The following is a 20,986-nucleotide window of genomic DNA, read 5'->3' as shown; positions in this document are numbered from 1 at the left end:
CCTTATTGAGCATAAAGTTTTTCTAAACGCGCATGGGCACGTTCAATGGCAGCTTCGACTTGCGCAGGTGCAGTTCCACCAATGTGGTTACGTGCATTGACTGACGCTTCAAGGGTTAGTGCTTTTTCAAATACATCCGCTTGAATTAAGTCAGAGAACTGTTGAAGTTGTTCTAAAGTTAATTCAGAAAGATCTTTTGATTCTTGTACACCTAAAGCAACGGCTTTACCCACAATTTCATGTGCATCACGGAAAGCTACGCCATTTTTTACAAGATAATCAGCCAAGTCCGTTGCGGTTGAGAAACCACGCAGCGCTGCTTCACGCATGATTTCAATGTTTGGAACCAAAGCAGGAATCATGTCTGCAAAAGCCATGAGCGAGCCACGCACGGTATCAATCGCATCAAACAAAGGTTCTTTGTCTTCTTGGTTGTCTTTGTTATACGCCAACGGTTGACCTTTCATCAGTGTTAATAAGCTCATCAGGTCGCCATAGACACGACCTGTTTTACCGCGCACTAACTCTGGAACATCTGGATTTTTCTTTTGTGGCATGATTGAAGAGCCAGTACAGAAACGGTCCGGAATGTTTACGAACTTAAACTGTGCAGACGTCCACAGAATCAGTTCTTCTGACATGCGTGATAAGTGCATCATGATCAGAGAAGCCGCAGCATTGAATTCAATACCGAAGTCGCGATCAGATACTGCATCGAGTGAGTTTTCAGAAACAGCTTCAAAACCCAGTAACTCTGCTGTAAATGCGCGGTCGATTGGGTAAGTGGTACCCGCAAGTGCTGCTGAACCTAAAGGCATACGGTTAGTACGTTTACGACAGTCAATGAGACGCTCAGAGTCACGTACTAACATTTCAAACCATGCCAACAGATGGTGACCAAAAGTCACGGGCTGTGCCGTTTGTAAGTGGGTGAAGCCCGGCATAATGGTATGTGTGTTTTGCGCAGCAATACTCAAAATACCTTTTTGTAATTTTTTTAGTAATTCTAAAATGGCATCGATCTCATCGCGGACATAGAGGCGAATATCGGTTGCCACTTGGTCATTACGGCTACGACCGGTATGGAGCTTTTTACCTGTGATGCCAATACGTTGAGTTAAACGCGACTCAATGTTCATGTGCACATCTTCTAGGTCAATACGCCATTCGAACTGACCCGCTTCGATTTCAGCTTGAATGGTGTTTAAGCCATTGATGATGTCATCGCGTTCTTGTTCAGTCAGAACGCCAACTTTTGCAAGCATGGTCGCATGAGCAATAGAACCTGCAATATCTTGTTTATAAAAGCGTTGGTCAAATTGTACAGATGCTGTAAATTCAGCAACAAAGGCATCAGTAGCTTCAGAGAAACGACCGCCCCACATACCCGAAGTTTGGGCTTGTGACGGATTTGAGGAATTAGAAGATGTGGTCATGTCGGCTCAATAAGATAAAAAGCGGTAGAACTCGCATGAGTATAACAAATTCAAGACAACTTGCCGAAGTTCAAGATGCGCAAAGTTTAACTTCCAGCATGGCTAAGCCAAATATCTCTTATTTATTTAGTAAAATCGTGCAATGGCCGCATTTGTTGGAATTATTTGTTGGTGGAAATTTGTTGGCCATGCTGTTGGCTTTGGCCGAGGCGCAGTCTTGGTCAAACTTGGTGTTTGAGCATGTACTCGGTTATATGCTTTACATCAATTGGGTTTTACTGTCTTTTGCTGCGCTAATGCAATATGGGCAAAAAAAGTTGCAGAATTTGGGTCTGGGTATGACTTTATTGTCAGGCTTTTTTCTATTGCAGATCATTGTGTTGGTGACCACGCTCAGCCTTAATATACTGATCTTCTTTGGAGCTAATTTTAGTTTCAAAGGTTTGACTGCACCGACTTTATTCGAAGATGTAATGCTACATTTGGGTTATGGCTTGCTGTTGGGAAGTTTTTGCTTTCGTTATTTATATTTAAGAGAGCAGTGGTTTAGACAGCAGCATAGTGAGCTTAATGCGCGGGTGCAGGCCATGCAAGCCCGTATCCACCCGCATTTTTTGTTTAATAGTTTAAACAATGTGATTAGCTTGATCGCGATTGACCCAGATAAAGCCGAACAGATGTTGCTCAATCTATCGCGTCTGTTTAGAGCCAGTTTCCAAGAGTTAAAACTGGTCAAGCTCAGTGATGAAATTGAGTTGTGTCAGCGTTATTTGGCGATTGAGCAAATTCGTTTGGGGGATCGTTTACAGGTTGAATGGAAAATCGAGCATGCCGAATTGTGTCAGCAGGTACAAATTCCGCTCTTAACTTTACAACCTTTACTTGAAAATAGTATTTTTCATGGTGTTGAAAAATTTTTAACTAAGAGTACGATAAGTGTACTGATTGAAATATTGCAAAATCAAGTTAATATCGTCATAACTAACCCATTTACAAAGGAAACAATTCATAAACGACAAGGACATGGTATTGCTATTGAAAATGTGAAGCAGCGTCTAGAGGCATATTTTGGGCGAACTGTGAGCTTTCAAACCTATGCAGGGGAGGGAATGTATACCACTGTTGTGCAGTATCAATATAAATAAGCCGCAGTGAACCTATAAAAATAAACAAGGTGACTGTTGGGGAGGAGATAAATGGACATCCTAATTTGTGATGATGAGCCTTTAGCAATCGAACGTTTGTCTAGATTGGTGAGTCAGCTCGGACATCAAGTGGTGGCAATAGCCTCACATGGTCAACAAGCAATTGAATTAACTCAACAATATGAACCAGATGTGGTACTTTTAGATATTCAAATGCCAGAAATGGATGGGTTGACCTGTGCGCATTATTTGCGTCAGCTTGAGCCGATGCCTGCTTTGGTGTTTTGTACGGCTTATGATGAACATGCGCTCGATGCATTTAAGTCACATGCTGAAGGTTATTTATTAAAACCAGTGATGCAACAGGAATTGCAACAGGTGCTTGGTCACCTCACTAAATTAACCCAAGCTCAAATGAGCGAGATAAAACAAAAAGAAAATATGGACGAATTTAACGTAAAGCGACATCAAATCGCAGCGAAAACCTATCGTGGTGTGGAATTGGTGCCCATTGAAAATATTTACTATTTTTTGGCGGATCAAAAATATGTCACGGTACGCCATAAAAATGGCAGTGTATTAATTGATGAAACCTTAAAAGACTTAGAACATGAGTTTGGGGATGCCTTTATTCGTATCCACCGTAATGCCTTGGTTTCTGTTCACTTTTTAGAAGGGCTTGAAGTGGTCAACTCTGGGCAGTATCAAGTGCGTTGCCGTGAGTTAGACGAGCGCTTGGCGGTGAGTCGACGGCATTTGCCGGGCTTGCGCGAGCGCTTACATAGGCTTTAGCAGGCTAATGTAATTATTCTACTGCTGATGATGAGATGGGACGCTTTGGGCTGAATACATTTCCAATGGGGGAAATTCAGTTTAAGATAGTTTCATTCTTATTGGCACATACTAAAATTTATGAAAACCCTAAAGATCGCTACTCGACAAAGCCCGCTTGCTCTTTGGCAAGCTGAACATATCCGTGCTCGTTTAGAAGCACTGCATGCGGGGCTCACAGTAGAGTTGGTGACTTTTGTTACCCAAGGGGACAAAATTTTAGATACCCCATTGGCAAAAATTGGTGGCAAAGGTTTATTTGTCAAAGAGCTTGAAGCAGCGTTATTGGATGGTCGTGCTGATTTAGCGGTGCATTCGATGAAAGATGTTCCGATGGCTCTGCCAGAGGGGTTATCACTAGCCGTCATTTGTGAGCGTGAAGATCCTTTAGATGCTTTTGTGTCGAATAGTTATGCAAGTTTTGATGCCTTGCCACAAGGAGCAAAGGTCGGCACTTCGAGTTTACGCCGTAAATGCCAAATCTTAAAACAACGACCTGACCTAGAGATTATCGATTTACGTGGCAACGTGGGAACACGTTTATCTAAATTGGATGCAGATCAGTACGATGCCATTATTTTGGCCAGTGCGGGATTAAAACGTTTGGGTTTGGCAGAACGTATCCGTCATACCATTCGCCCAGAGTTGAGTTTACCTGCCGTGGGGCAGGGCGCTTTAGGGCTAGAGTGCCGTGCAAATGATCAAACGGTATTGGATTTAATCCATCCTTTATTGCATGTAGAAACTGATACCTGTGTACGGGCTGAACGTGCTTTCAATGCTTATCTTGAAGGTGGATGTCAGGTACCTATTGCAGGCTATGCCACTTTAGCAGACAACCGCATCCATATCGAAGGGCGTGTGGGGAGTGTCGATGGGCAAACGCTCCTCAAAGCACAAGTGGCGGGCAATGCAGCTGAAGCCGAGCATTTGGGCGTTGTCCTTGCACAAGAGCTATTGGCTCAAGGTGCAGGTGATTTACTCAAAGCCTTTTATCACTAATATGTCTTAACGATGCTGTTTATTAATACGCGCCCTGTTGATCGCGCGGCAAGCCTCACGATGGCACTAGAGCAACGGGCCGTTGAGGTCTATGCATTGCCGTTACTGGAGTTGTTGCCTAGAGCATGGGATCATGATCTAGCACGCTTGTATCAGCAGTTAGCGCACACCCAAGTGATTGTGGTGGTTAGCCCCAGTGCTGTGCAGTTTGGTATGGCACATTTGCTGCAAAGCGGTTTAACGGTGTCCGATTTACAGCATATTCAATGGATTGCAGTCGGACAGAAAACAGCACAGGCTTTGGCTGAATATGGTTTGGACAGTGTGGTGCCTGAGGTGGAAACCTCTGAAGGGATGTTACAACTGCCTGTTTTGCAGAACATGGTCAGTGATGCGAGCATTGCATTTTGGCGAGGAGAAGGTGGGCGTCAGTTTATGATGGACACCCTAATGCAACATGGGCGTCTTATACTGAACTTTGTTTTGTATGAGCGTCATTGTCCAAATGAAACGATGCAGCAACAGGCTGAATTGGTTCAATGTTTATCAGAACATAATCACTACGTCGCACTGATCAGCAGTGAGGCCAGTTGGCTGAATTGGTTAGCTCTGCTGGACTCAAATATTCAGCTCCTGCAACAAGGACACTTTTTGGTGTTGGGTGAGCGTTTGGCGCAGATTTTGAAGCAGTATCAACAGCAAATGCATGTGTCATTTAAAATGAGTGTACTGAAAGATTTAAAGACAGCCACGATTGTACAGTTGTTACAAAGTGAGCAAGGGAACGCATGAAGAAGATTCTTATAATTGTATTGATGGCTGCATTAGCGTGGATTGCGAAGCTAAGTTATGACGTGTGGGGGCTGAGTACGCAGCAAGCCACTTTGCTCAATGAAATGCACCAAATCGAACAGCGCAGCGCCAACTTGAACGATCAAGTCGTGGCTATGCAGCGTCAAAAAGAAACTTTGAAACAAGACCCAACAGCAGCGAAGGTGACGAGTAGCCAACCCGCCGAATTGGTGGTTGAGGGCATTGATCCAATTTTGTTTATCAAGCAACAGCTGGACTTGGTTGAGTTTGCCTTAAAGCAACAGCAGTATGTGGTGGCCACCGATAAGCTGGCCTATTTAGATATGCAGCTGGAAAAATATAACTTGGCTGTGGCGTTGAAGCAAAGTTTGCATCAGGTGATAGCGCGAGATATGCAAACCATTCAGAAATTTGTGGCTGAGCGCAATGAGCAGCAAGCGCTGATTAACCGTCAGCTGCAACAGATTGATCAGGCTTTAAGTCGGGAAATACAACAACCTCAGTTAAACACCACGCGCGATACGTCCGAATCCTTTTGGAAGCAATGGTTAAGGCTCGAACCTGTGCAAGCACCTGCAACAGCGTTAATGCAACGACAAATCGTGCTTAAAGAAGCACAGTTGCGCTTATTGTTAGCACGCCAAGCCTTAGCTGCAGGGCAATATACCGAATATCAAAAAGACTTAACCGAAGTAATGCTGTTGATCCAGCAACTTCCAGACCCTAAAGCCAAAGAGCTGCTGAAACAGCTGAATAAGCTGAAAACATTGGTGGTTGTCCCAACGCCTATTTTAACTACGCGTGCGTTGTTGGGGTAATGGAATGAAACAAATACTGATTGCTTATGGTTTGGTGAGTTTAATTGCAATTGCTGCGTTGAGTGTCTTGAGTTATGGGCATGGTGCGGGTTATGTCTACGTGTTTTGGCATGACTGGCAGTTACAAACCAATCTCTGGATCGTATTTATTGCGCTAGCGTTGCTCAGTTTTAGCTTGCATTTGGTTTGGTTGGGGCTAAAACGCTATCTCAGTCGAGAAAAACGTAAAGCGGAAACCGTTTTTGATTTTAAAAATTTGCATCCTTATGAACAACTGGCTGTGATTTGGCTGTTGGATGCAGGTCGAGATCAACAAGCCTTTATTCAAAATGCTTTCGCGCAGTCGGGCTTGCTCAAAAGTATTATTGATGCACGTTTATATTTGATGCAGGAGCAATTCCCTGAAGCTTTAAGCGCCTTGAGCCAAAGCAATGCCATGGCCTTTGAGTTGGCTGAACTACAACGTATTGAACTGTTTTTAGCACAAGAAGAAGCAGAACAAGCCTTAACTCATCTAGAGTTTCTCAATCAACATGAACTGTCACCTTGGCTTAAAGACGTGCAAAGCGCTTATGAAGCATGCTTAAAAGAGCTATGGGGGCGTTTTGCGATTCAGTTTCCATGGCTTTATTTACGCTCAACCCAATATGGTCATTTAGATCAAGATGTGAAAAAAGCATGGCTGAAACGCTTGTTGATAAAATTTGATCAAGCCAATTATGAAAATTTAGAGGATTTAAAACAACGTTATTTGGACTTGTCTGATCAGATTTTCAGCCACAGTTATGATGTTCAACTGTTGTGGCTTAAGTTATTAGCACGTATGCCAGACATGAGTGAACAGCATGAATACTTGTCGATTTATTTACTCAATCAGCAGTTTAATTCGGAAGTATTTTATTTGTGGTTCCAGCAGCAACTTTTGAAACAGCAACCCGATTATGTGGACTTGCAGCAACACATTGAAGCATGGGAAGCGAAGTATACGAGTGTGCCGGTTTTGAGTTTTGCCAAGTGGCATATTTATACTGCTTTAGGCATGCAAGAGCAGGCAGATGCGTTATTAAGTTTATATCCCGATAATGTATTAATGAACTATTTAAGAATCAAATCGACTTTAAATGGTGATGAAGATTTAATTAAACAGTTAAATTTAATTTTTGAAAATAATGCAAATTTTGTAGAAATGAAAATATAGGTGCATAATGCAGAGCGTCTTAGATTACCCATTGGTTTATACTCAACACGTGGCTTGGGGAGATATGGATGCCTTTGGTCATGTTAATAATGTCATGTATTATCGTTATGTTGAAAGTGCGCGTTTGGCTTATATTGAACATACGGGTATTTTATCTGCGGATGTACTAACTGTTGTTGCATCAAATCAGTGCAAATATTTAAAACCAGTATTTTATCCAGACCAATTAAAAATTAGTGCGCGTATTGAAGAACTCAGAAATAGTGCATTTCGTATGCATTATTTATTATGGAGTGAACAGCAACAAGCGTTAGTTGCGGAAGCAGAAGCGGTCATTGTTTGTGTCGATAAAACCAATATGCAGAAAACATTAATTCCTGAACTGGTGCGTCAAAAACTCAAAGAATTTGAGTTAACCGTCGGTCACCAAATATAAATCTCTTTTTATTTATTTTAAAAGTCGTTAGACTATATAAATATTGTCTAAGTATTGTTGTTTAAGTCATGGATGAGTTGAGTCTTTGGTCTAATCAAAATATTATTAAATAGACTCAGTAAATAAAATGTTGGTTAATGGAGTTAATGTAATGCCAGATATTAGTAATTTATCCGTAGAAGAGTTAAAGCGTCTACAAATCGAAGCGGAAGCTTTAATTGCATCTAAAAAAGATCAAGCAATTGAAGATGCTTATACTCAAATTAATGCGATTGCGGAAAATGTAGGCTTAAGCATTGAACAAATTTTAGAGTTTGGCGCGACCAAGCGTAAAAAAGGCACACGTAAGTCGGTTGAACCGCGTTACCGTAACAAAGGCAATGCTGCTGAGACATGGACTGGCCGTGGTAAGCAACCACGTTGGTTAGTGGCTCAATTAGAAAAAGGTGCGAAGCTTGAAGATTTTCTAATCTAAGTCATCACCTTGTCACAGATGTGACATAAGCTCAAAAAACCAAGCATCATCTGCTTGGTTTTTTTTATAGTTAAAGTTTGGTGTTGTTGTAAAATTATGCATAATGTCTATCAAAGAAAGACAAGAAATGAAGCAAGGAAGAATAATTGAAAGTTCGTGGTGGGAGAATCACAAAACCTAAATACATCACGTGGTGGATGTTTGCAGTCGTTGCCTTTTTAATTTTTGTTTTGCTGCAAATTCCTGCGGCATGGCTCATTGCAAAATTTTATAAAAACAACCAAGTTTTACATAACGTCAGCGGTAATATTTGGCATGGACAGGCCGATTGGCAAACTGGAAAATTGCGTGGAACTGTGCTTTGGACCACCCGACCTTTAGATTTACTGCTCCTTCGTGCAGGGGTCAATCTCGAAATTTATAGTGCCAATACCAAGCTTGAAGGCGTTTTGGCCTATGGGTTTGGAAAAAAAATAATGGTGCGTGATTTAAACGGACAAATTGCACCCGAAACGTTAAAGTCGTTGGCCAATTGGCAATGGCCGAGTAATGCGATTCAGTTACAAGAAATTGATTTTAACTATAAAAAAGAGCAAGGATTTGATCAAGTGGATGGGGGGATACAATGGGCAGGCGGCGAACTCATGTATATCTTTGCGCAGCGCCCACAACAAATGCAGATTCCATCGTTGGCGGGTCGTTTGTCGCAGGAGCAAAATAAGCTGATGGTCGATTTACGCGATCAACGACAACAAAAACTGATGAACCTGACCATCGACCCAAGTCTGATGTTAGATGTGCAATTAACCCAGCGTCTCATGTTGAATGTCCCGTCATATCAAGGCAAAGCAGGTCTAGATAGTTATGTGGTGAGTTCACGTCAGCCTTTACTTAGTGGGGGCTTTTAATGGGTTTTGATCTGCAAAAATTACCAGAGCTGAATCTCAAACAGTTTGAACGTATAGCACCATTGTGCTTAATGCTTTTGATCTTGGCACTATGCTGGAAGTTGGCTGGCTTATTTTGGCTTTGGGTGGCGCCACCACAAGTCATGCAAATGCCACGCGTTGAATTGGGTTCACAGCAACCCCAAGTTCCGAATATTACCAATTTTGCGTTATTTGCAGAGCAAAGTAAGAATCCCGCAGATGATCAGCTCAATTTACAGCTACAAGGTGTGGTGGTTGGGCAACCCAGTCAGTTCTCATCTGCCGTGATTAAGGTAAATAATGTAGCAGAGCGCTATCGGGTGGGGGAAAACATCGAAGGCAGCGCTTATTATTTGTCAGAGGTGTATTGGGATCGCGCGATTCTCAAAAATAACAGTGGGCAAACCCGTGAATTGTTTTTTCAAGGGATTGATAATTTAGATCAGCAAATTGTGCCCCCAGCAACAGCACCCGTTGCAGCGCCTGCTGTGAGTCAAGAGCAGCAAGCATTAGGCCAGGCAGTACAGAACTTACAACAAGATCGTGAGCAATATTTAAAAGATTTGGGTGTAAATACCAATAACACAGGGCAGGGTTATCAAGTCACTGAGCAAACACCAGCTGCACTGCGAAGCCGTTTAGGCTTGCAGGCTGGGGATCAAATTATGTCTTTAAATGGTCAAACGATCGGACAGGGGCAAAACGACGCGCAGTTGTTAGAACGTGCGCGCCGTGAAGGACAAGTAAAAATAGAAGTGAAACGTGGTGATCGTATCATTACGGTACAACAGAATTTTCAGTGATCGAACATCACCAATATTAGTTAGGAATGACTTGGATTTATGGCTTTATTGAATCACCGCCCTGTTTGGGCACTGACAATCGCAGCGCCTTTGCTTGCCATGGTGAGTACAGCCAGCTATGCACAAACGTGGAAAATTAATCTGCGCGATGCAGACTTAACTGCATTTATTAATGAAGTTGCAGATATTACGGGGAAAAACTTTGCAGTTGATCCACGGGTACGCGGCAATGTCACGGTGATTTCAAACAAAGCGTTGAATAAGCAGGAAGTCTACGACTTGTTCTTAGGGGTCTTGAATGTCAATGGTGTGGTTGCGATTCCTTCTGGACGGACCATTAAAATTGTGCCTGACAGTAATGTCAAAAGTTCAGGCATTCCCTATGATGTTCGTCACCGTGCCACAGGCGATCAGGTTGTGACGCGGGTGATTTGGCTGGAAAACACCAATGCCAATGACTTGATTCCTGCACTACGTCCATTGATGCCGCAGTTTGCGCATTTATCTGCGGTGAATGGCACCAATGCACTGATTGTATCTGATCGCGCCAGCAACATTTATCAGCTTGAGACGATTATTCGTAACTTGGATGGGACGGGACAAAATGACATCGAAGCGGTGTCGTTGCAATCGAGTCAGGCTGAAGAAATGATTGGATTACTAGAAAGTATGAGCGGAACAGGCTCGATCAAAGATTTAAAGGGTTCCAGAATACGAATCATTGCAGATAACCGGACCAATCGGATTATTCTAAAAGGGGATACCGCGACGCGTAAACGTATTCGCCAAATGATCGAGATGCTGGATGTACCTGCTGCGGAGCGTCTAGGCGGATTGAAAGTGTTCCGCTTAAAATATGCCAGCGCTAAAAGCTTATCCGAAATTTTACAAGGTTTGGTCTCAGGGCAGGCTGTTAATTCTAGCCAGTCTAACGACAGCAATAACAATAGCAATTCCAGCTATAACCAAAATAATAGTTCGAGTGAAGGTTCATCTTCACAGATTTCCACCCCAAGTATTAACTTAAACAGCCAGTCCAATCGCAATCAGAATAACATCACCAGCTTTAACAGTAATGGGGTCAGTATTATTGCCGATAGTTCGCAAAATGCGTTGGTGGTCAAGGCTGACCCTCAATTGATGCGTGAAATTGAGTCTGCTATTCAACAGTTGGATACGCGTCGCCAGCAAGTCCTGATTGAGGCGACTATTCTCGAGGTGGAAGGCAATGATGCCGACCAGTTGGGCGTGCAATGGGCGATGGGGGATTTAAGTAGTGGTGTTGGGATTATCAATTTTGACAATATTGGTTCGAGTCTCAAAAGTATTGCTGCAAATTATTTAACGGGTGGCGGTGCGGGGGCGGCAAGTGCAATTGGCGCGGGTGGTTCGTTAATCCTTGGGGATTATAAAGAAGGCAGTGATGGCTCGCGTCAGTTATATGGCGCGATGATCCAAGCATTAAAAAGTAATACCAAGTCGAATCTGCTGTCTACCCCATCGATTGTCACCATGGACAATGAAGAGGCTTATATCGTCGTGGGTGAAAATGTGCCCTTTGTAACAGGCTCAGTTTCTACCACCTCTTCAGGTACAGCCAACCCTTACACCACCATTGAGCGTAAAGATGTAGGTGTAACGCTGAAGGTGGTGCCACATATTGGTGAAGGTGGAACCATCCGCTTAGAGATTGAACAAGAAGTCTCGGATGTCAAAGCCAATAAAGGTCAAGCGCAGGATTTGGTCACCAGTAAGCGTGCGATTAAAACTTCAGTCTTGGCGGAACATGGCAATACCATCGTTTTAGGTGGCTTGATTTCGGATAACACGGCTTATTCACGCCAATCGATTCCAGGCCTTGGTGCAATACCGGGATTGGGGCGTTTGTTCCGCTCAGATGGTAAGTCGGATCAGAAACGCAATTTGCTGGTTTTCATTCATCCGACGATTGTGGGGGATGGGGAGTCCGCACGTCGCCTTTCTCAGCAGCGCTACAGTCAGCTTTATAGTTTGCAGTTGGCCATGGATAAAGATGGTAGCTTTGCTAAGTTGCCTGAAAATGTCGATGATGTCTTCCAACAGCGTTTGCCTGTGACACCAACCAAGCCGACCTTGCCACAATCGTATCAACAGGTGCCAAGCAGTCCAACCACAACGCAACCGATGGTTGAAACAACGCCTGTGGCTATTGAACCTGCGATTCGTAAACAGTCGATTGCTAATGTTCCTAAAAATACCACCTCGCGTCAGTTATACCCAACGGGTCATCCTTATATTGGCTTGAACCTAATGGAAAATGTTCAAGGTGGTCGAATGGCACACATGGCACAGGCGGTATCGACAAGCTATTCCATCCCTGAGCGATACACTGAGAATGTCTCGATAGGTTCAGCCTAGCTGTCCAGCCATTCATCTGTGAGGGAAGGTGAAATGGTAAAGAATATTCTCTGTGTTATCATAAATCAGCACATAGAGAGATAAGTCATGACTTGGAAAATACAAGCAATTACTGGCGAATTAACGGGTCAGGAAATTAGCATTGACCGTGATATGTTGGTCGGTCGTCATCAAGCAGCGGATATTTTATTACAACAATCTGAAATTTCGCGTAAACATGCGGCCTTTTTACTGAAAGAACAGGCTTTGTGGCTACAAGACTTGGGTTCTTCAAATGGCACGTATGTGAATGATGTGCAAATTGCGGCAGAAACGTTGTTGACGCAGGGTGATATCGTCCAGTTTGCAAGCTTAAAGTTTTCGGTCTTTGAGCCTGCTAAAGCGTTAGAGGATGTGGTGGAATCGGTAGAGGCGGCAACTTTGGGCGCAGCTGTGGTTGAAGCACCGATTAGCCAGCCATCTGAAGCAGTAGCTGCTTCAGAAACGGCCCAAGCGGAAGTGAGTGCTGATGCACCTGTTGTTGAGCCAGAACAGCCGAAAACGGCAGCACAGCATATGAGCGATCAGGGCATGCCTGAGTTAAAAGAACGCGATGGTAATGTGAGTTTAACGCGTGACGGGATGCCGCAAAATGTCGGTATTCCGAAACCTGCTCCTATTCCAGCAGGGGTGGATTTGACTGCGCCTAACGTGCCTCAGGTTGAGAACAACGAGGCTCCAAAAGTACAGGTTGAACAAGAGGCTGAAACTCAGAAAAATGCCTCGCTAGGGCTAATCTCGATTATTGTCTTGATTATTTTAGCGATTATTGCTTGGCTGATGTTCAAATAAAACGCAGATCACACTACAATCAAGGCATGCACAAGCATGCCTTGATTGTTTTTGGGCAGTACATGATAAAAATGGGTGAGGGTGAATGAATATTGCAAATGTGGCACAGCGAGAGGTTTTACTTTTCGATCTAGATGGAACTTTGGTGGATTCAGCAACAGATTTGCATCGTGCCATGAATATGAGCCTGAATGCGTTGCAGCTGCCTACAGTTACTGAAGCGCAGGTGCGGGTCTGGGTTGGGAAGGGAACAGCGCTGTTTTGTCAAAGTACCTTGCAACATTTAACAGGTAATGTTGATCCTGCTCAGCAACAACTATTATTGGATACGTTTTTAAAAATTTATAATGCCGACCCATGTGTGGAAACTCAGCCTTTTGATGGCATTCTTGAGTTTTTAGAATGGGGCTTGGCACAAAAGAAAACCATGATTTGCGTGACCAATAAACCTGAAGCACCTGCGCGCGCTATTGTCGATCAGTTAGGCATGAATCATTATTTTGCTGATGTCATCGGCGGCGATCGTTTCGAAGAGCGCAAACCGCATCCGCGCCAATTGTTACATTGTGTTGAACAATATGCACAAAGCAAAGATCAGGTCTTAATGATTGGGGATTCATCTAATGATGTTGAGGCTGCACGTCGTGCGGGTATTGATTGTGTTGTGGTCAGCTATGGCTATAATCATGGTGAAAATATTTTAGACTGTCAGCCACAGCAAGTGGTGGATAATCTGTGTGATCTGATCGGGTAACTTTGCAAACGAAGGAATGAACATGAGTAAACATATGACTTTTCGATGGCGAAACTCAAAGCACTAATTTTAAAAACTGATCACGCCATATTGAAAAAATAGAGAACACTCATGACAACGCAAACTCAATTCGATCAACTCAAAACAGCGGGTTATAACCTGATTCCAGTCTATCGTCAGCGCTTAGCCGATACTGAGACACCATTGTCGGTTTTTGCGCGCCTAAAAGAGCATAAGCAAGCCTATTTGTTTGAATCTGTGGAAGGTGGGGAGAACTGGGCACGCTATTCTATTATTGGTTTAGGTGAATCTACTGTGTTCTCATGCAACGCGGGTGAGCTGACTATTCAACAAGCTGACGGCACTATAGAAAAACAACCTTGTACAGATCCGTTCCAATTCATCCGAGATTTTCAATCGAAATATAAAGTACCTACTCAAGCTGATTTGCCTGCTTTGCCAAGCTTTACCGGTGGTTTGGTGGGCTACTTTGGTTATGATGCGGTACGTTATATTGAGCCGCGTTTAAACAACGCGCCAGAAGCAGACCCAGTGGGTTTGCCTGATATTTGGATGATGTTGTCTAAAACAGTGATTGTGTTTGATAACTTAAAAGATACTTTATTCCTGATCGTACATGCCGATGTGGTTGACGAGGATGCATATAGCCAAGCCCAGCAGCAACTGGATGCTTTGGAAGATTTGCTCGCAACGCCAATTAGTTTAAAAGCCACGCCGCATACTGCACCGCATTTTGAGTCACTCACAGGCAAAGCCAAATTCTTAGAATCGATTGAAACGGTGAAAGAGTATATTCGTGCGGGCGATGTGATGCAGGTGGTGCCAGGTCATCGTATGGTCTCTGACTTTGATGGTGAACCTTTACAAGTCTATCGGGCACTACGTCATTTGAACCCATCGCCTTATTTGTTCTTGGTGCAAGGGCAAACTTTAGAAAATAATCAACCTTTTCATATTGTCGGTTCTTCCCCTGAAATTTTATCTCGCCTTGAAAATGGGATTGCAACCGTACGTCCGCTGGCAGGAACGCGTCCACGTGGTAAAACCAAAGAAGAAGATTTGGCGTTAGAACAAGACTTGCTGTCGGATGAAAAAGAGATTGCTGAACATTTAATGCTGATTGACTTGGGTCGAAATGATGTTGGTCGTGTCTCGAAAATTGGCAAAGTGCAAGTGACTGATCAAATGGTGATCGAACGTTATTCGCATGTCATGCATATTGTTTCCAATGTGCAAGGCGAAGTTCGTGATGATGTAGATGCCTTGGATGTTTTTAAAGCAACTTTCCCAGCAGGTACACTTTCAGGTGCACCAAAAATTCGTGCGATGGAAATTATTGATCAAGTTGAGCCCGTAAAACGTGGAATTTTTGGTGGTGCTGTTGGTTATTTAGGCTGGCATGGCGAAATGGACATGTCGATTGCAATTCGTACCTGCGTTATTCGTGAAAATAAGGTGTATGTTCAGGCAGGAGCGGGGCTTGTTTATGACTCAAATCCTGAATCTGAGTGGAATGAAACCCAAATAAAAGCTCGCGCAGTGATCAAAGCGGTTGAATTATCGTCAAACGGATTGATTTTGTGAGTTTTTGACGTTTTTTTTGAAAAAAACACTTGCAAGGATTTTGAGTTTTGCTAAACTGCACACCGTTCCGATACGAAACGTACGAAACACTAAGAAACGCCGGCATAGCTCAGTTGGTAGAGCAACTGACTTGTAATCAGTAGGTCCACAGTTCGAATCCGTGTGCCGGCACCATCTTAGAGAGTTGAGTGGGTTAAGTAAAGAACGACACTGAAGTAAGTGTAAAATGGTGAGGTTCCCGAGCGGTCAAAGGGGGCGGACTGTAACTCCGCTACGAAAGTTTCGAAGGTTCGAATCCTTCCCTCACCACCAATTTTAAGACTTCAAGAAAGTGGTCTTTGTACCAACATCGTGCGGGAGTAGCTCAGTTGGTAGAGCGGTAGCCTTCCAAGCTACATGTCGCGAGTTCGACCCTCGTCTCCCGCTCCATTTGAAGTTTTATATTTGCTCTTATAGCTCAGTGGTAGAGCACTCCCTTGGTAAGGGAGAGGTCTCGAGTTCAAATCTCGATAAGAGCTCCAGATTACAGTTTAGTAGAATTTCTACAAATTTTTAAAGAAGCAGGCTTATTAGTCTGCTTTTCAAGTATTTGGTGTTTGATTTTTTAGGCGATGTGTCGATACTGAGTTGTTTATACCTGTGTTCGACGTAAACGAGGAAGATGAACATGGCTAAGGCTAAGTTTGAACGTAATAAGCCACACGTTAACGTGGGCACAATCGGTCACGTTGACCATGGTAAAACAACTTTAACAGCTGCAATTGCAACTGTATGTGCGAAGAAATTCGGTGGCGAAGCGAAAGACTACGCTGCAATTGACTCTGCACCAGAAGAAAAAGCACGTGGTATTACAATTAATACTTCACACGTAGAATACGATTCTCCAACTCGTCACTACGCACACGTAGACTGCCCGGGCCACGCCGATTATGTTAAAAACATGATTACTGGTGCTGCTCAGATGGACGGCGCGATCCTTGTATGTGCTGCGACTGATGGTCCAATGCCACAGACTCGTGAACACATCCTTCTTTCTCGTCAGGTTGGTGTACCTTACATTCTTGTATTCCTTAACAAGTGTGACCTTGTTGATGATGAAGAACTTCTTGAATTAGTAGAAATGGAAGTTCGTGAACTTCTTTCTACTTATGACTTCCCAGGTGATGACACTCCAGTTATCCGTGGTTCAGCTCTTCTTGCACTTAACGGTGACGCTGGTCAGTATGGCGAAGAAGCTGTTGTTGCGCTTGTTGACGCGCTTGACACTTACATTCCAGAGCCAGTACGTGCAATCGACCAAGCATTCTTAATGCCAATCGAAGACGTATTCTCTATTTCTGGTCGTGGTACAGTAGTAACTGGCCGTGTAGAAACTGGTATTGTGAAAGTAGGCGAATCAGTTGAAATCGTTGGTATCCGTGATACTCAAGTAACTACAGTTACTGGTGTAGAAATGTTCCGTAAACTTCTAGACGAAGGTCGTGCGGGCGAGAACTGTGGTGTTCTTCTACGTGGTACTAAGCGTGAAGACGTACAACGTGGTCAAGTACTTGCTAAACCAGGTGCAATCAAGCCGCACACTAAATTCGATGCAGAAGTATACGTACTTTCTAAAGAAGAAGGTGGTCGTCACACTCCATTCCTTAATGGTTACCGTCCACAGTTCTACTTCCGTACAACTGACGTAACTGGCGCGATCAAATTACAAGATGGCGTTGAAATGGTTATGCCTGGTGACAACGTAGAAATGTCAGTAGAATTAATTCACCCAATCGCAATGGACCCAGGTCTACGTTTTGCGATCCGTGAAGGTGGTCGTACAGTTGGTGCTGGTGTAGTTGCTAAAGTAACTGCATAATTATAAAATAAAATTACAAATTGGGGTTTCGGCTCCAATTTGTTTTTCAGGTCAGTAGTTCAATTGGTAGAGCGTCGGTCTCCAAAACCGAATGTTGGGGGTTCGAGTCCCTCCTGGCCTGCCAACTTTTTTATAAAAGACGCTTGATGTCGGCAAAACTGGTCATATAATAAGTCGCGAAACCTACGACGAGTACAAAAATGTCGAATGAAAAATTACGCGACGCACAAAGCGACGCGGCAATCCCTCAAAGAAATAATTCTGCTGAAGTAGTTAAATCTGGTTCTCCCCTGGACGTCGTCTTATGGATTATCGCATTGATTTTATTAATTGGTGCGACCATGGTGAATCAACACCTACCAGCGTATTGGGCACCAGCCAACGATATCTGGGTGCGCGTTGGGGTAATTTTGGCTTGTATCATCGTGGCATTCGGTTTATTATACGCCACCCATCAAGGCAAAGGCTTTGCTCGTTTGTTGAAAGATTCACGAATTGAGCTGCGTCGAGTGACTTGGCCAACGAAGCAAGAGACCATGACCACATCTTGGCAGGTGCTTGCGGTTGTAGTTGTTGCATCCATTTTATTATGGTGTTTTGACTACATTTTGGGCTGGTTAATGAAGTTTATTATCGGGTAAGAGAGCTATGAAACGTTGGTACATTATTCATGCCTATTCAGGTTATGAAAAACAAGTGATGCGTTCACTTAATGATCGAATCCAGCGTAGCGCTGTAGCCGATAGCTTTGGTGAAGTCCTTGTTCCTACCGAAGAAGTGGTGGAAATGAAGGATGGTAAGAAACGTAAATCTGAGCGTAAGTTCTTTCCAGGCTATGTATTGGTCGAAATGGAAATGAATGATGAAACTTGGCACATTGTTAAAGAATGTCCAAAAGTTTTAGGTTTTATTGGTGGTACGGCTGAGAAACCGGCGCCAATTACCCAACGTGAAGCAGATGCGATTCTTGCTCGTGTACGCAATACTGGTGAAGCACCACGTCCGAAGACGATGTTTGAACCAGGCGAAGAATTACTCGTAATTGACGGTCCATTCACAGACTTTAAAGGTGTGGTGGAAGAAGTTCTATACGAAAAGTCACGTTTAACGTTGACCATTAATGTATTTAATCGACCAACTCAGGTTGAGCTGGAATTTCGCCAAGTCGAAAAATCAGTTTAATTAGAACTGGTTGAAAAACGCCTGGCTTATTGATAAGTCAGGCATTGTTGTTGTAACGGTATCGTTACTTAGAAATTGGGGAGCCTTCATCGGCGTTTGTACCCAGAGGTAATTTGAAATGGCTAAGAAGATTGACGGCTATATCAAGCTGCAAGTTCCAGCTGGTAAAGCGAATCCATCTCCACCGATTGGTCCTGCATTGGGTCAACGTGGTGTTAACATCATGGCATTCTGTAAAGAATTCAATGCTGCGACACAAAAACTTGAAGTTGGTTTACCAATTCCAGTCGTGATCACTGTGTACAACGACAAGTCGTTCACATTCATCATGAAAACTCCTCCTGCATCTATTCTTCTTAAGAAAGCTGCTGGTATCCAAAAGGGTTCTGCTGTACCTAACAAAACTAAAGTTGGTAAGTTGACTCGTGCTCAATTGGAAGAAATCGCGACTACTAAAGAACCAGATTTAACTGGTGCTGATTTAGACGCACGTGTTCGTACCATCGCTGGTTCTGCACGTTCTATGGGCTTGGAAGTGGAGCTATAAGACATGGCAAAGTTAACTAAACGTCAAAAAGCCATTGCTGCTGCTATTGAAGCAAACAAAGTTTACACTTTAGAAGAAGCCGTAGCTGTTCTTGCTGGTCTTCCTGCTGCGAAATTCAAAGAATCTTTGGATGTTGCGGTAAACCTAGGTGTTGACCCTCGTAAATCTGACCAAGTTGTTCGTGGCGCGACTACACTTCCTGCAGGTACTGGTAAAACTGTACGTGTAGCTGTGTTTGCTCAAGGCGCTGCTGCTGAAGCTGCTAAAGCTGAAGGCGCGGACGTAGTTGGTTTTGATGACCTTGCTGAAAGCATCCAAGCGGGTAACCTTGACTTTGACGTAGTAATTGCTGCTCCTGATGCAATGCGCGTTGTGGGTAAGTTGGGTACGATTCTTGGTCCACGTGGCTTAATGCCAAACCCTAAAGTGGGTACTGTAACTCCTGACGTAGCTGGTGCAGTTAAAAATGCAAAAGCTGGTCAAGCACGTTACCGTGTAGACAAAGCGGGTATTATCCACGCTGCGATCGGTCAAGTAGATTTCTCTGCTGAAGCTGTTCGTCAAAACGTTGAAACTTTGATTGCAGACTTGAAAAAGTTAAAGCCTGCGACATCTAAAGGTGTATACATCAAAAAGATCACTTTGAGCTCAACTATGGGTCCTGGTCTTGTTGTTGATGTAAACAACGTTTCTAACTGAGTTTAACTTAGACAGAATTTTGAAGCCCTGAGTAATATTTGAAGCACTCCTTCAAATATTACGCAAGAGAAACCGGTTTCGGACTACTTGCAAACTTAGGCAAACTTTGAATTGGTAAATGTAGATTTATCAGCGTCAAAGACCTCAGGCGAGAGTAATTTCGATTACTTTCTTAATTTCCCAGCCTGAGTAGACGCGGTGGTGTGATTTGTTCATCCTCCGCGTGTAAGTTCAGTGATGAACTTGCGAATTGGGAGTGTACTTCGCGTAAGTACATAAATCACCGTTAGGAGGTTTTACAATGGCTCTTCTTATCGAAGGCAAAAAACAGATCGTTGCTGAAGTAACTGAAGTTGCTTCTACTGCGTTTGCTGCTGTTGTTGCTGACTACCAAGGTTTAACTGTTGAGCAATTAACTGCTCTTCGTGTTGAAGCTCGTAAGTTAGGTGTTGCTACACGTGTTGTACGTAATACTTTGGCTAAACGCGCTCTTCAAGATACTCCATTCAATATCTTGAACGACAACCTTGTTGGCCCAACAATTTTAGCTTTCTCAACTTCTGCAGATGATATGGGTGCTGCGGCACGCTTATTCGAAGAATTTGCGAAAACTAACAAAGCATTTGAACTTAAAGCTGCTGCATTTGAAGGCAAACTTTATCAAGGCGAAGAAGTTAGCGTTATCGCGAATCTTCCAAACCAAGAGAAAGCGCTTACTATGCTTGCAAGCGTTCTTCAAGCTCCTATTTCGAAATTGGGTCGCTTACTTACAGCGCTTCAAGAGAAAAACGAGTCAGAAGCTGCATAAGCTCAAACTTAAACACACATCATTCAATACCCATTTGGAGTTACTCTCATGGCTTTAACAAACGAAGAAATCTTAAACGCAGTTGCTGAAAAAACTGTTCTTGAACTTGTTGAACTTATTTCTGCTTTCGAAGAAAAATTCAACGTATCTGCTGCTGCTGTAGCTGTAGCTGCAGGTCCTGCTGCTGCTGCTGCTGAAGAGCAATCAGAATTCAACGTTGAGTTGACTTCTTTCGGCGCGAACAAAGTAGCTGTGATTAAAGCAGTTCGTGAAATCACTGGTCTTGGCTTGAAAGAAGCTAAAGACATGGTTGAAGGCGCTCCTTCAGTTCTTAAAGAAGCAGTTTCTAAAGAAGAAGCTGAAGAACTTAAGAAAAAACTTGAAGAAACTGGTGCTACTATTACTATTAAGTAATGTTA

General features: G+C 43.4%; 22 protein-coding genes and 5 tRNA genes. 26 read left to right on the top strand and 1 reads right to left on the bottom strand.

Annotated elements, in window-relative coordinates:
* Window positions 1-2: 2 nt before the first annotated feature.
* Window positions 3-1,436, bottom strand: a complete 1,434-nt coding sequence (gene argH / locus AC4MC0_RS15940) for an argininosuccinate lyase (RefSeq protein WP_058868743.1) — start codon at window positions 1,434-1,436, stop codon at window positions 3-5.
* Between argH and AC4MC0_RS15935 the strand changes: the two genes are divergently transcribed.
* The 26 genes from AC4MC0_RS15935 to rplL all read left to right on the top strand — a co-directional run bounded on the left by AC4MC0_RS15935 (window position 1,427) and on the right by rplL (window position 20,981).
* Window positions 1,427-2,581: a sensor histidine kinase gene (locus AC4MC0_RS15935; protein WP_336000101.1), complete on the top strand. Its 1,155-nt coding sequence runs from the start codon at window positions 1,427-1,429 to the stop codon at window positions 2,579-2,581. The two genes, argH and AC4MC0_RS15935, sit on opposite strands and share 10 nt — an antisense overlap.
* A 51-nt stretch (window positions 2,582-2,632) precedes the next feature.
* Window positions 2,633-3,373, top strand: a complete 741-nt coding sequence (locus AC4MC0_RS15930) for a LytR/AlgR family response regulator transcription factor (RefSeq protein ID WP_010325718.1) — start codon at window positions 2,633-2,635, stop codon at window positions 3,371-3,373.
* 120 nt (window positions 3,374-3,493) lie between these two features.
* Window positions 3,494-4,414, top strand: coding sequence for a hydroxymethylbilane synthase (gene hemC / locus AC4MC0_RS15925; RefSeq protein WP_336000104.1), 921 nt, complete (start codon window positions 3,494-3,496; stop codon window positions 4,412-4,414).
* Between the two features lie 12 nt (window positions 4,415-4,426).
* Complete coding sequence (locus AC4MC0_RS15920) at window positions 4,427-5,206, top strand: uroporphyrinogen-III synthase (protein ID WP_336000107.1); 780 nt, start codon at window positions 4,427-4,429, stop codon at window positions 5,204-5,206.
* Window positions 5,203-6,045: a hypothetical protein gene (locus AC4MC0_RS15915; RefSeq protein ID WP_336000109.1), complete on the top strand. Its 843-nt coding sequence runs from the start codon at window positions 5,203-5,205 to the stop codon at window positions 6,043-6,045. Before AC4MC0_RS15920 ends, AC4MC0_RS15915 begins: the two co-directional genes overlap by 4 nt.
* A gap of 4 nt (window positions 6,046-6,049) precedes the next feature.
* Complete coding sequence (locus AC4MC0_RS15910) at window positions 6,050-7,243, top strand: heme biosynthesis protein HemY (protein WP_336000111.1); 1,194 nt, start codon at window positions 6,050-6,052, stop codon at window positions 7,241-7,243.
* A 7-nt stretch (window positions 7,244-7,250) separates the two neighbouring features.
* Entirely contained in the window at window positions 7,251-7,679 is a 429-nt protein-coding gene (locus AC4MC0_RS15905) for an acyl-CoA thioesterase (RefSeq protein WP_159153593.1), read from the top strand.
* Window positions 7,680-7,830: 151 nt separating this feature from the next.
* Window positions 7,831-8,154 (top strand): H-NS histone family protein, encoded by a 324-nt coding sequence (locus AC4MC0_RS15900; RefSeq protein ID WP_004692786.1) that lies wholly within the window; start codon window positions 7,831-7,833, stop codon window positions 8,152-8,154.
* Between the two features lie 197 nt (window positions 8,155-8,351).
* Complete coding sequence (gene gspN / locus AC4MC0_RS15895) at window positions 8,352-9,062, top strand: type II secretion system protein N (protein ID WP_336000126.1); 711 nt, start codon at window positions 8,352-8,354, stop codon at window positions 9,060-9,062.
* The gene (locus AC4MC0_RS15890; RefSeq protein ID WP_336000116.1) at window positions 9,062-9,886 is read left to right on the top strand and encodes a type II secretion system protein N; all 825 of its coding nucleotides are present in this window, start codon (window positions 9,062-9,064) and stop codon (window positions 9,884-9,886) included. Before gspN ends, AC4MC0_RS15890 begins: the two co-directional genes overlap by 1 nt.
* Window positions 9,887-9,925: 39 nt before the next feature.
* Window positions 9,926-12,283, top strand: coding sequence for a type II secretion system secretin GspD (gene gspD / locus AC4MC0_RS15885; RefSeq protein WP_336000118.1), 2,358 nt, complete (start codon window positions 9,926-9,928; stop codon window positions 12,281-12,283).
* Between the two features lie 87 nt (window positions 12,284-12,370).
* Entirely contained in the window at window positions 12,371-13,114 is a 744-nt protein-coding gene (locus AC4MC0_RS15880; protein WP_114837594.1) for an FHA domain-containing protein, read from the top strand.
* An 85-nt stretch (window positions 13,115-13,199) separates the two neighbouring features.
* The gene (locus AC4MC0_RS15875; RefSeq protein ID WP_336000122.1) at window positions 13,200-13,868 is read left to right on the top strand and encodes an HAD-IA family hydrolase; all 669 of its coding nucleotides are present in this window, start codon (window positions 13,200-13,202) and stop codon (window positions 13,866-13,868) included.
* 111 nt (window positions 13,869-13,979) lie between these two features.
* Window positions 13,980-15,473, top strand: a complete 1,494-nt coding sequence (gene trpE, locus AC4MC0_RS15870) for an anthranilate synthase component I (RefSeq protein WP_336000124.1) — start codon at window positions 13,980-13,982, stop codon at window positions 15,471-15,473.
* A 98-nt stretch (window positions 15,474-15,571) separates the two neighbouring features.
* A tRNA-Thr gene (locus tag AC4MC0_RS15865) sits at window positions 15,572-15,647 on the top strand.
* Between the two features lie 54 nt (window positions 15,648-15,701).
* A tRNA-Tyr gene (locus tag AC4MC0_RS15860) sits at window positions 15,702-15,785 on the top strand.
* Between the two features lie 41 nt (window positions 15,786-15,826).
* Window positions 15,827-15,902: transfer RNA gene (locus tag AC4MC0_RS15855), tRNA-Gly, on the top strand.
* 17 nt (window positions 15,903-15,919) lie between these two features.
* Window positions 15,920-15,994: transfer RNA gene (locus AC4MC0_RS15850), tRNA-Thr, on the top strand.
* Window positions 15,995-16,140: 146 nt separating this feature from the next.
* Entirely contained in the window at window positions 16,141-17,331 is a 1,191-nt protein-coding gene (gene tuf, locus AC4MC0_RS15845; protein ID WP_004692776.1) for an elongation factor Tu, read from the top strand.
* 48 nt (window positions 17,332-17,379) lie between these two features.
* Window positions 17,380-17,455 (top strand) — tRNA-Trp (locus AC4MC0_RS15840).
* 76 nt (window positions 17,456-17,531) lie between these two features.
* The gene (secE, locus tag AC4MC0_RS15835; protein ID WP_004692774.1) at window positions 17,532-17,972 is read left to right on the top strand and encodes a preprotein translocase subunit SecE; all 441 of its coding nucleotides are present in this window, start codon (window positions 17,532-17,534) and stop codon (window positions 17,970-17,972) included.
* Window positions 17,973-17,979: 7 nt separating this feature from the next.
* Window positions 17,980-18,513: a transcription termination/antitermination protein NusG gene (gene nusG, locus AC4MC0_RS15830; RefSeq protein ID WP_004692772.1), complete on the top strand. Its 534-nt coding sequence runs from the start codon at window positions 17,980-17,982 to the stop codon at window positions 18,511-18,513.
* A gap of 118 nt (window positions 18,514-18,631) precedes the next feature.
* Window positions 18,632-19,060 carry a 50S ribosomal protein L11 gene (gene rplK, locus AC4MC0_RS15825; protein ID WP_004668262.1) on the top strand — a complete coding sequence of 143 codons (429 nt, stop codon included), beginning with the start codon at window positions 18,632-18,634 and terminating at the stop codon, window positions 19,058-19,060.
* A gap of 3 nt (window positions 19,061-19,063) precedes the next feature.
* A complete protein-coding gene (gene rplA, locus AC4MC0_RS15820) occupies window positions 19,064-19,759 on the top strand; it encodes a 50S ribosomal protein L1 (RefSeq protein ID WP_010325731.1) in 696 nt (231 codons plus the stop codon).
* 301 nt (window positions 19,760-20,060) lie between these two features.
* Window positions 20,061-20,567: a 50S ribosomal protein L10 gene (rplJ, locus tag AC4MC0_RS15815; RefSeq protein ID WP_004692769.1), complete on the top strand. Its 507-nt coding sequence runs from the start codon at window positions 20,061-20,063 to the stop codon at window positions 20,565-20,567.
* A gap of 48 nt (window positions 20,568-20,615) precedes the next feature.
* Entirely contained in the window at window positions 20,616-20,981 is a 366-nt protein-coding gene (gene rplL, locus AC4MC0_RS15810; RefSeq protein ID WP_004692767.1) for a 50S ribosomal protein L7/L12, read from the top strand.
* Window positions 20,982-20,986: the final 5 nt, after the last annotated feature.

It is taken from the genome of Acinetobacter sp. CAU_H_S139_7 (assembly GCF_058599305.1).
Note: the sequence above shows the minus strand (reverse complement) of the source record. Positions and strands in the feature narration are given on the sequence as shown.

What these genes read in the sequence shown, in the direction of transcription:
- nusG (WP_004692772.1), top strand. Translation starts at nt 17,980, where the DNA reads ATGAAACGTTGGTACATTATTCATGCCTATTCAGGTTATGAAAAACAA.
- AC4MC0_RS15915 (WP_336000109.1), top strand. Translation starts at nt 5,203, where the DNA reads ATGAAGAAGATTCTTATAATTGTATTGATGGCTGCATTAGCGTGGATT.
- AC4MC0_RS15910 (WP_336000111.1), top strand. Translation starts at nt 6,050, where the DNA reads ATGAAACAAATACTGATTGCTTATGGTTTGGTGAGTTTAATTGCAATT.
- argH (WP_058868743.1), bottom strand. Translation starts at nt 1,436, where the DNA reads ATGACCACATCTTCTAATTCCTCAAATCCGTCACAAGCCCAAACTTCG.
- tuf (WP_004692776.1), top strand. Translation starts at nt 16,141, where the DNA reads ATGGCTAAGGCTAAGTTTGAACGTAATAAGCCACACGTTAACGTGGGC.
- hemC (WP_336000104.1), top strand. Translation starts at nt 3,494, where the DNA reads ATGAAAACCCTAAAGATCGCTACTCGACAAAGCCCGCTTGCTCTTTGG.
- secE (WP_004692774.1), top strand. Translation starts at nt 17,532, where the DNA reads ATGTCGAATGAAAAATTACGCGACGCACAAAGCGACGCGGCAATCCCT.
- AC4MC0_RS15900 (WP_004692786.1), top strand. Translation starts at nt 7,831, where the DNA reads ATGCCAGATATTAGTAATTTATCCGTAGAAGAGTTAAAGCGTCTACAA.
- AC4MC0_RS15880 (WP_114837594.1), top strand. Translation starts at nt 12,371, where the DNA reads ATGACTTGGAAAATACAAGCAATTACTGGCGAATTAACGGGTCAGGAA.
- AC4MC0_RS15920 (WP_336000107.1), top strand. Translation starts at nt 4,427, where the DNA reads ATGCTGTTTATTAATACGCGCCCTGTTGATCGCGCGGCAAGCCTCACG.
- rplK (WP_004668262.1), top strand. Translation starts at nt 18,632, where the DNA reads ATGGCTAAGAAGATTGACGGCTATATCAAGCTGCAAGTTCCAGCTGGT.
- AC4MC0_RS15875 (WP_336000122.1), top strand. Translation starts at nt 13,200, where the DNA reads ATGAATATTGCAAATGTGGCACAGCGAGAGGTTTTACTTTTCGATCTA.
- AC4MC0_RS15935 (WP_336000101.1), top strand. Translation starts at nt 1,427, where the DNA reads ATGTGGTCATGTCGGCTCAATAAGATAAAAAGCGGTAGAACTCGCATG.
- rplL (WP_004692767.1), top strand. Translation starts at nt 20,616, where the DNA reads ATGGCTTTAACAAACGAAGAAATCTTAAACGCAGTTGCTGAAAAAACT.
- AC4MC0_RS15930 (WP_010325718.1), top strand. Translation starts at nt 2,633, where the DNA reads ATGGACATCCTAATTTGTGATGATGAGCCTTTAGCAATCGAACGTTTG.
- gspN (WP_336000126.1), top strand. Translation starts at nt 8,352, where the DNA reads ATGTTTGCAGTCGTTGCCTTTTTAATTTTTGTTTTGCTGCAAATTCCT.
- trpE (WP_336000124.1), top strand. Translation starts at nt 13,980, where the DNA reads ATGACAACGCAAACTCAATTCGATCAACTCAAAACAGCGGGTTATAAC.
- rplJ (WP_004692769.1), top strand. Translation starts at nt 20,061, where the DNA reads ATGGCTCTTCTTATCGAAGGCAAAAAACAGATCGTTGCTGAAGTAACT.
- AC4MC0_RS15890 (WP_336000116.1), top strand. Translation starts at nt 9,062, where the DNA reads ATGGGTTTTGATCTGCAAAAATTACCAGAGCTGAATCTCAAACAGTTT.
- AC4MC0_RS15905 (WP_159153593.1), top strand. Translation starts at nt 7,251, where the DNA reads ATGCAGAGCGTCTTAGATTACCCATTGGTTTATACTCAACACGTGGCT.
- rplA (WP_010325731.1), top strand. Translation starts at nt 19,064, where the DNA reads ATGGCAAAGTTAACTAAACGTCAAAAAGCCATTGCTGCTGCTATTGAA.
- gspD (WP_336000118.1), top strand. Translation starts at nt 9,926, where the DNA reads ATGGCTTTATTGAATCACCGCCCTGTTTGGGCACTGACAATCGCAGCG.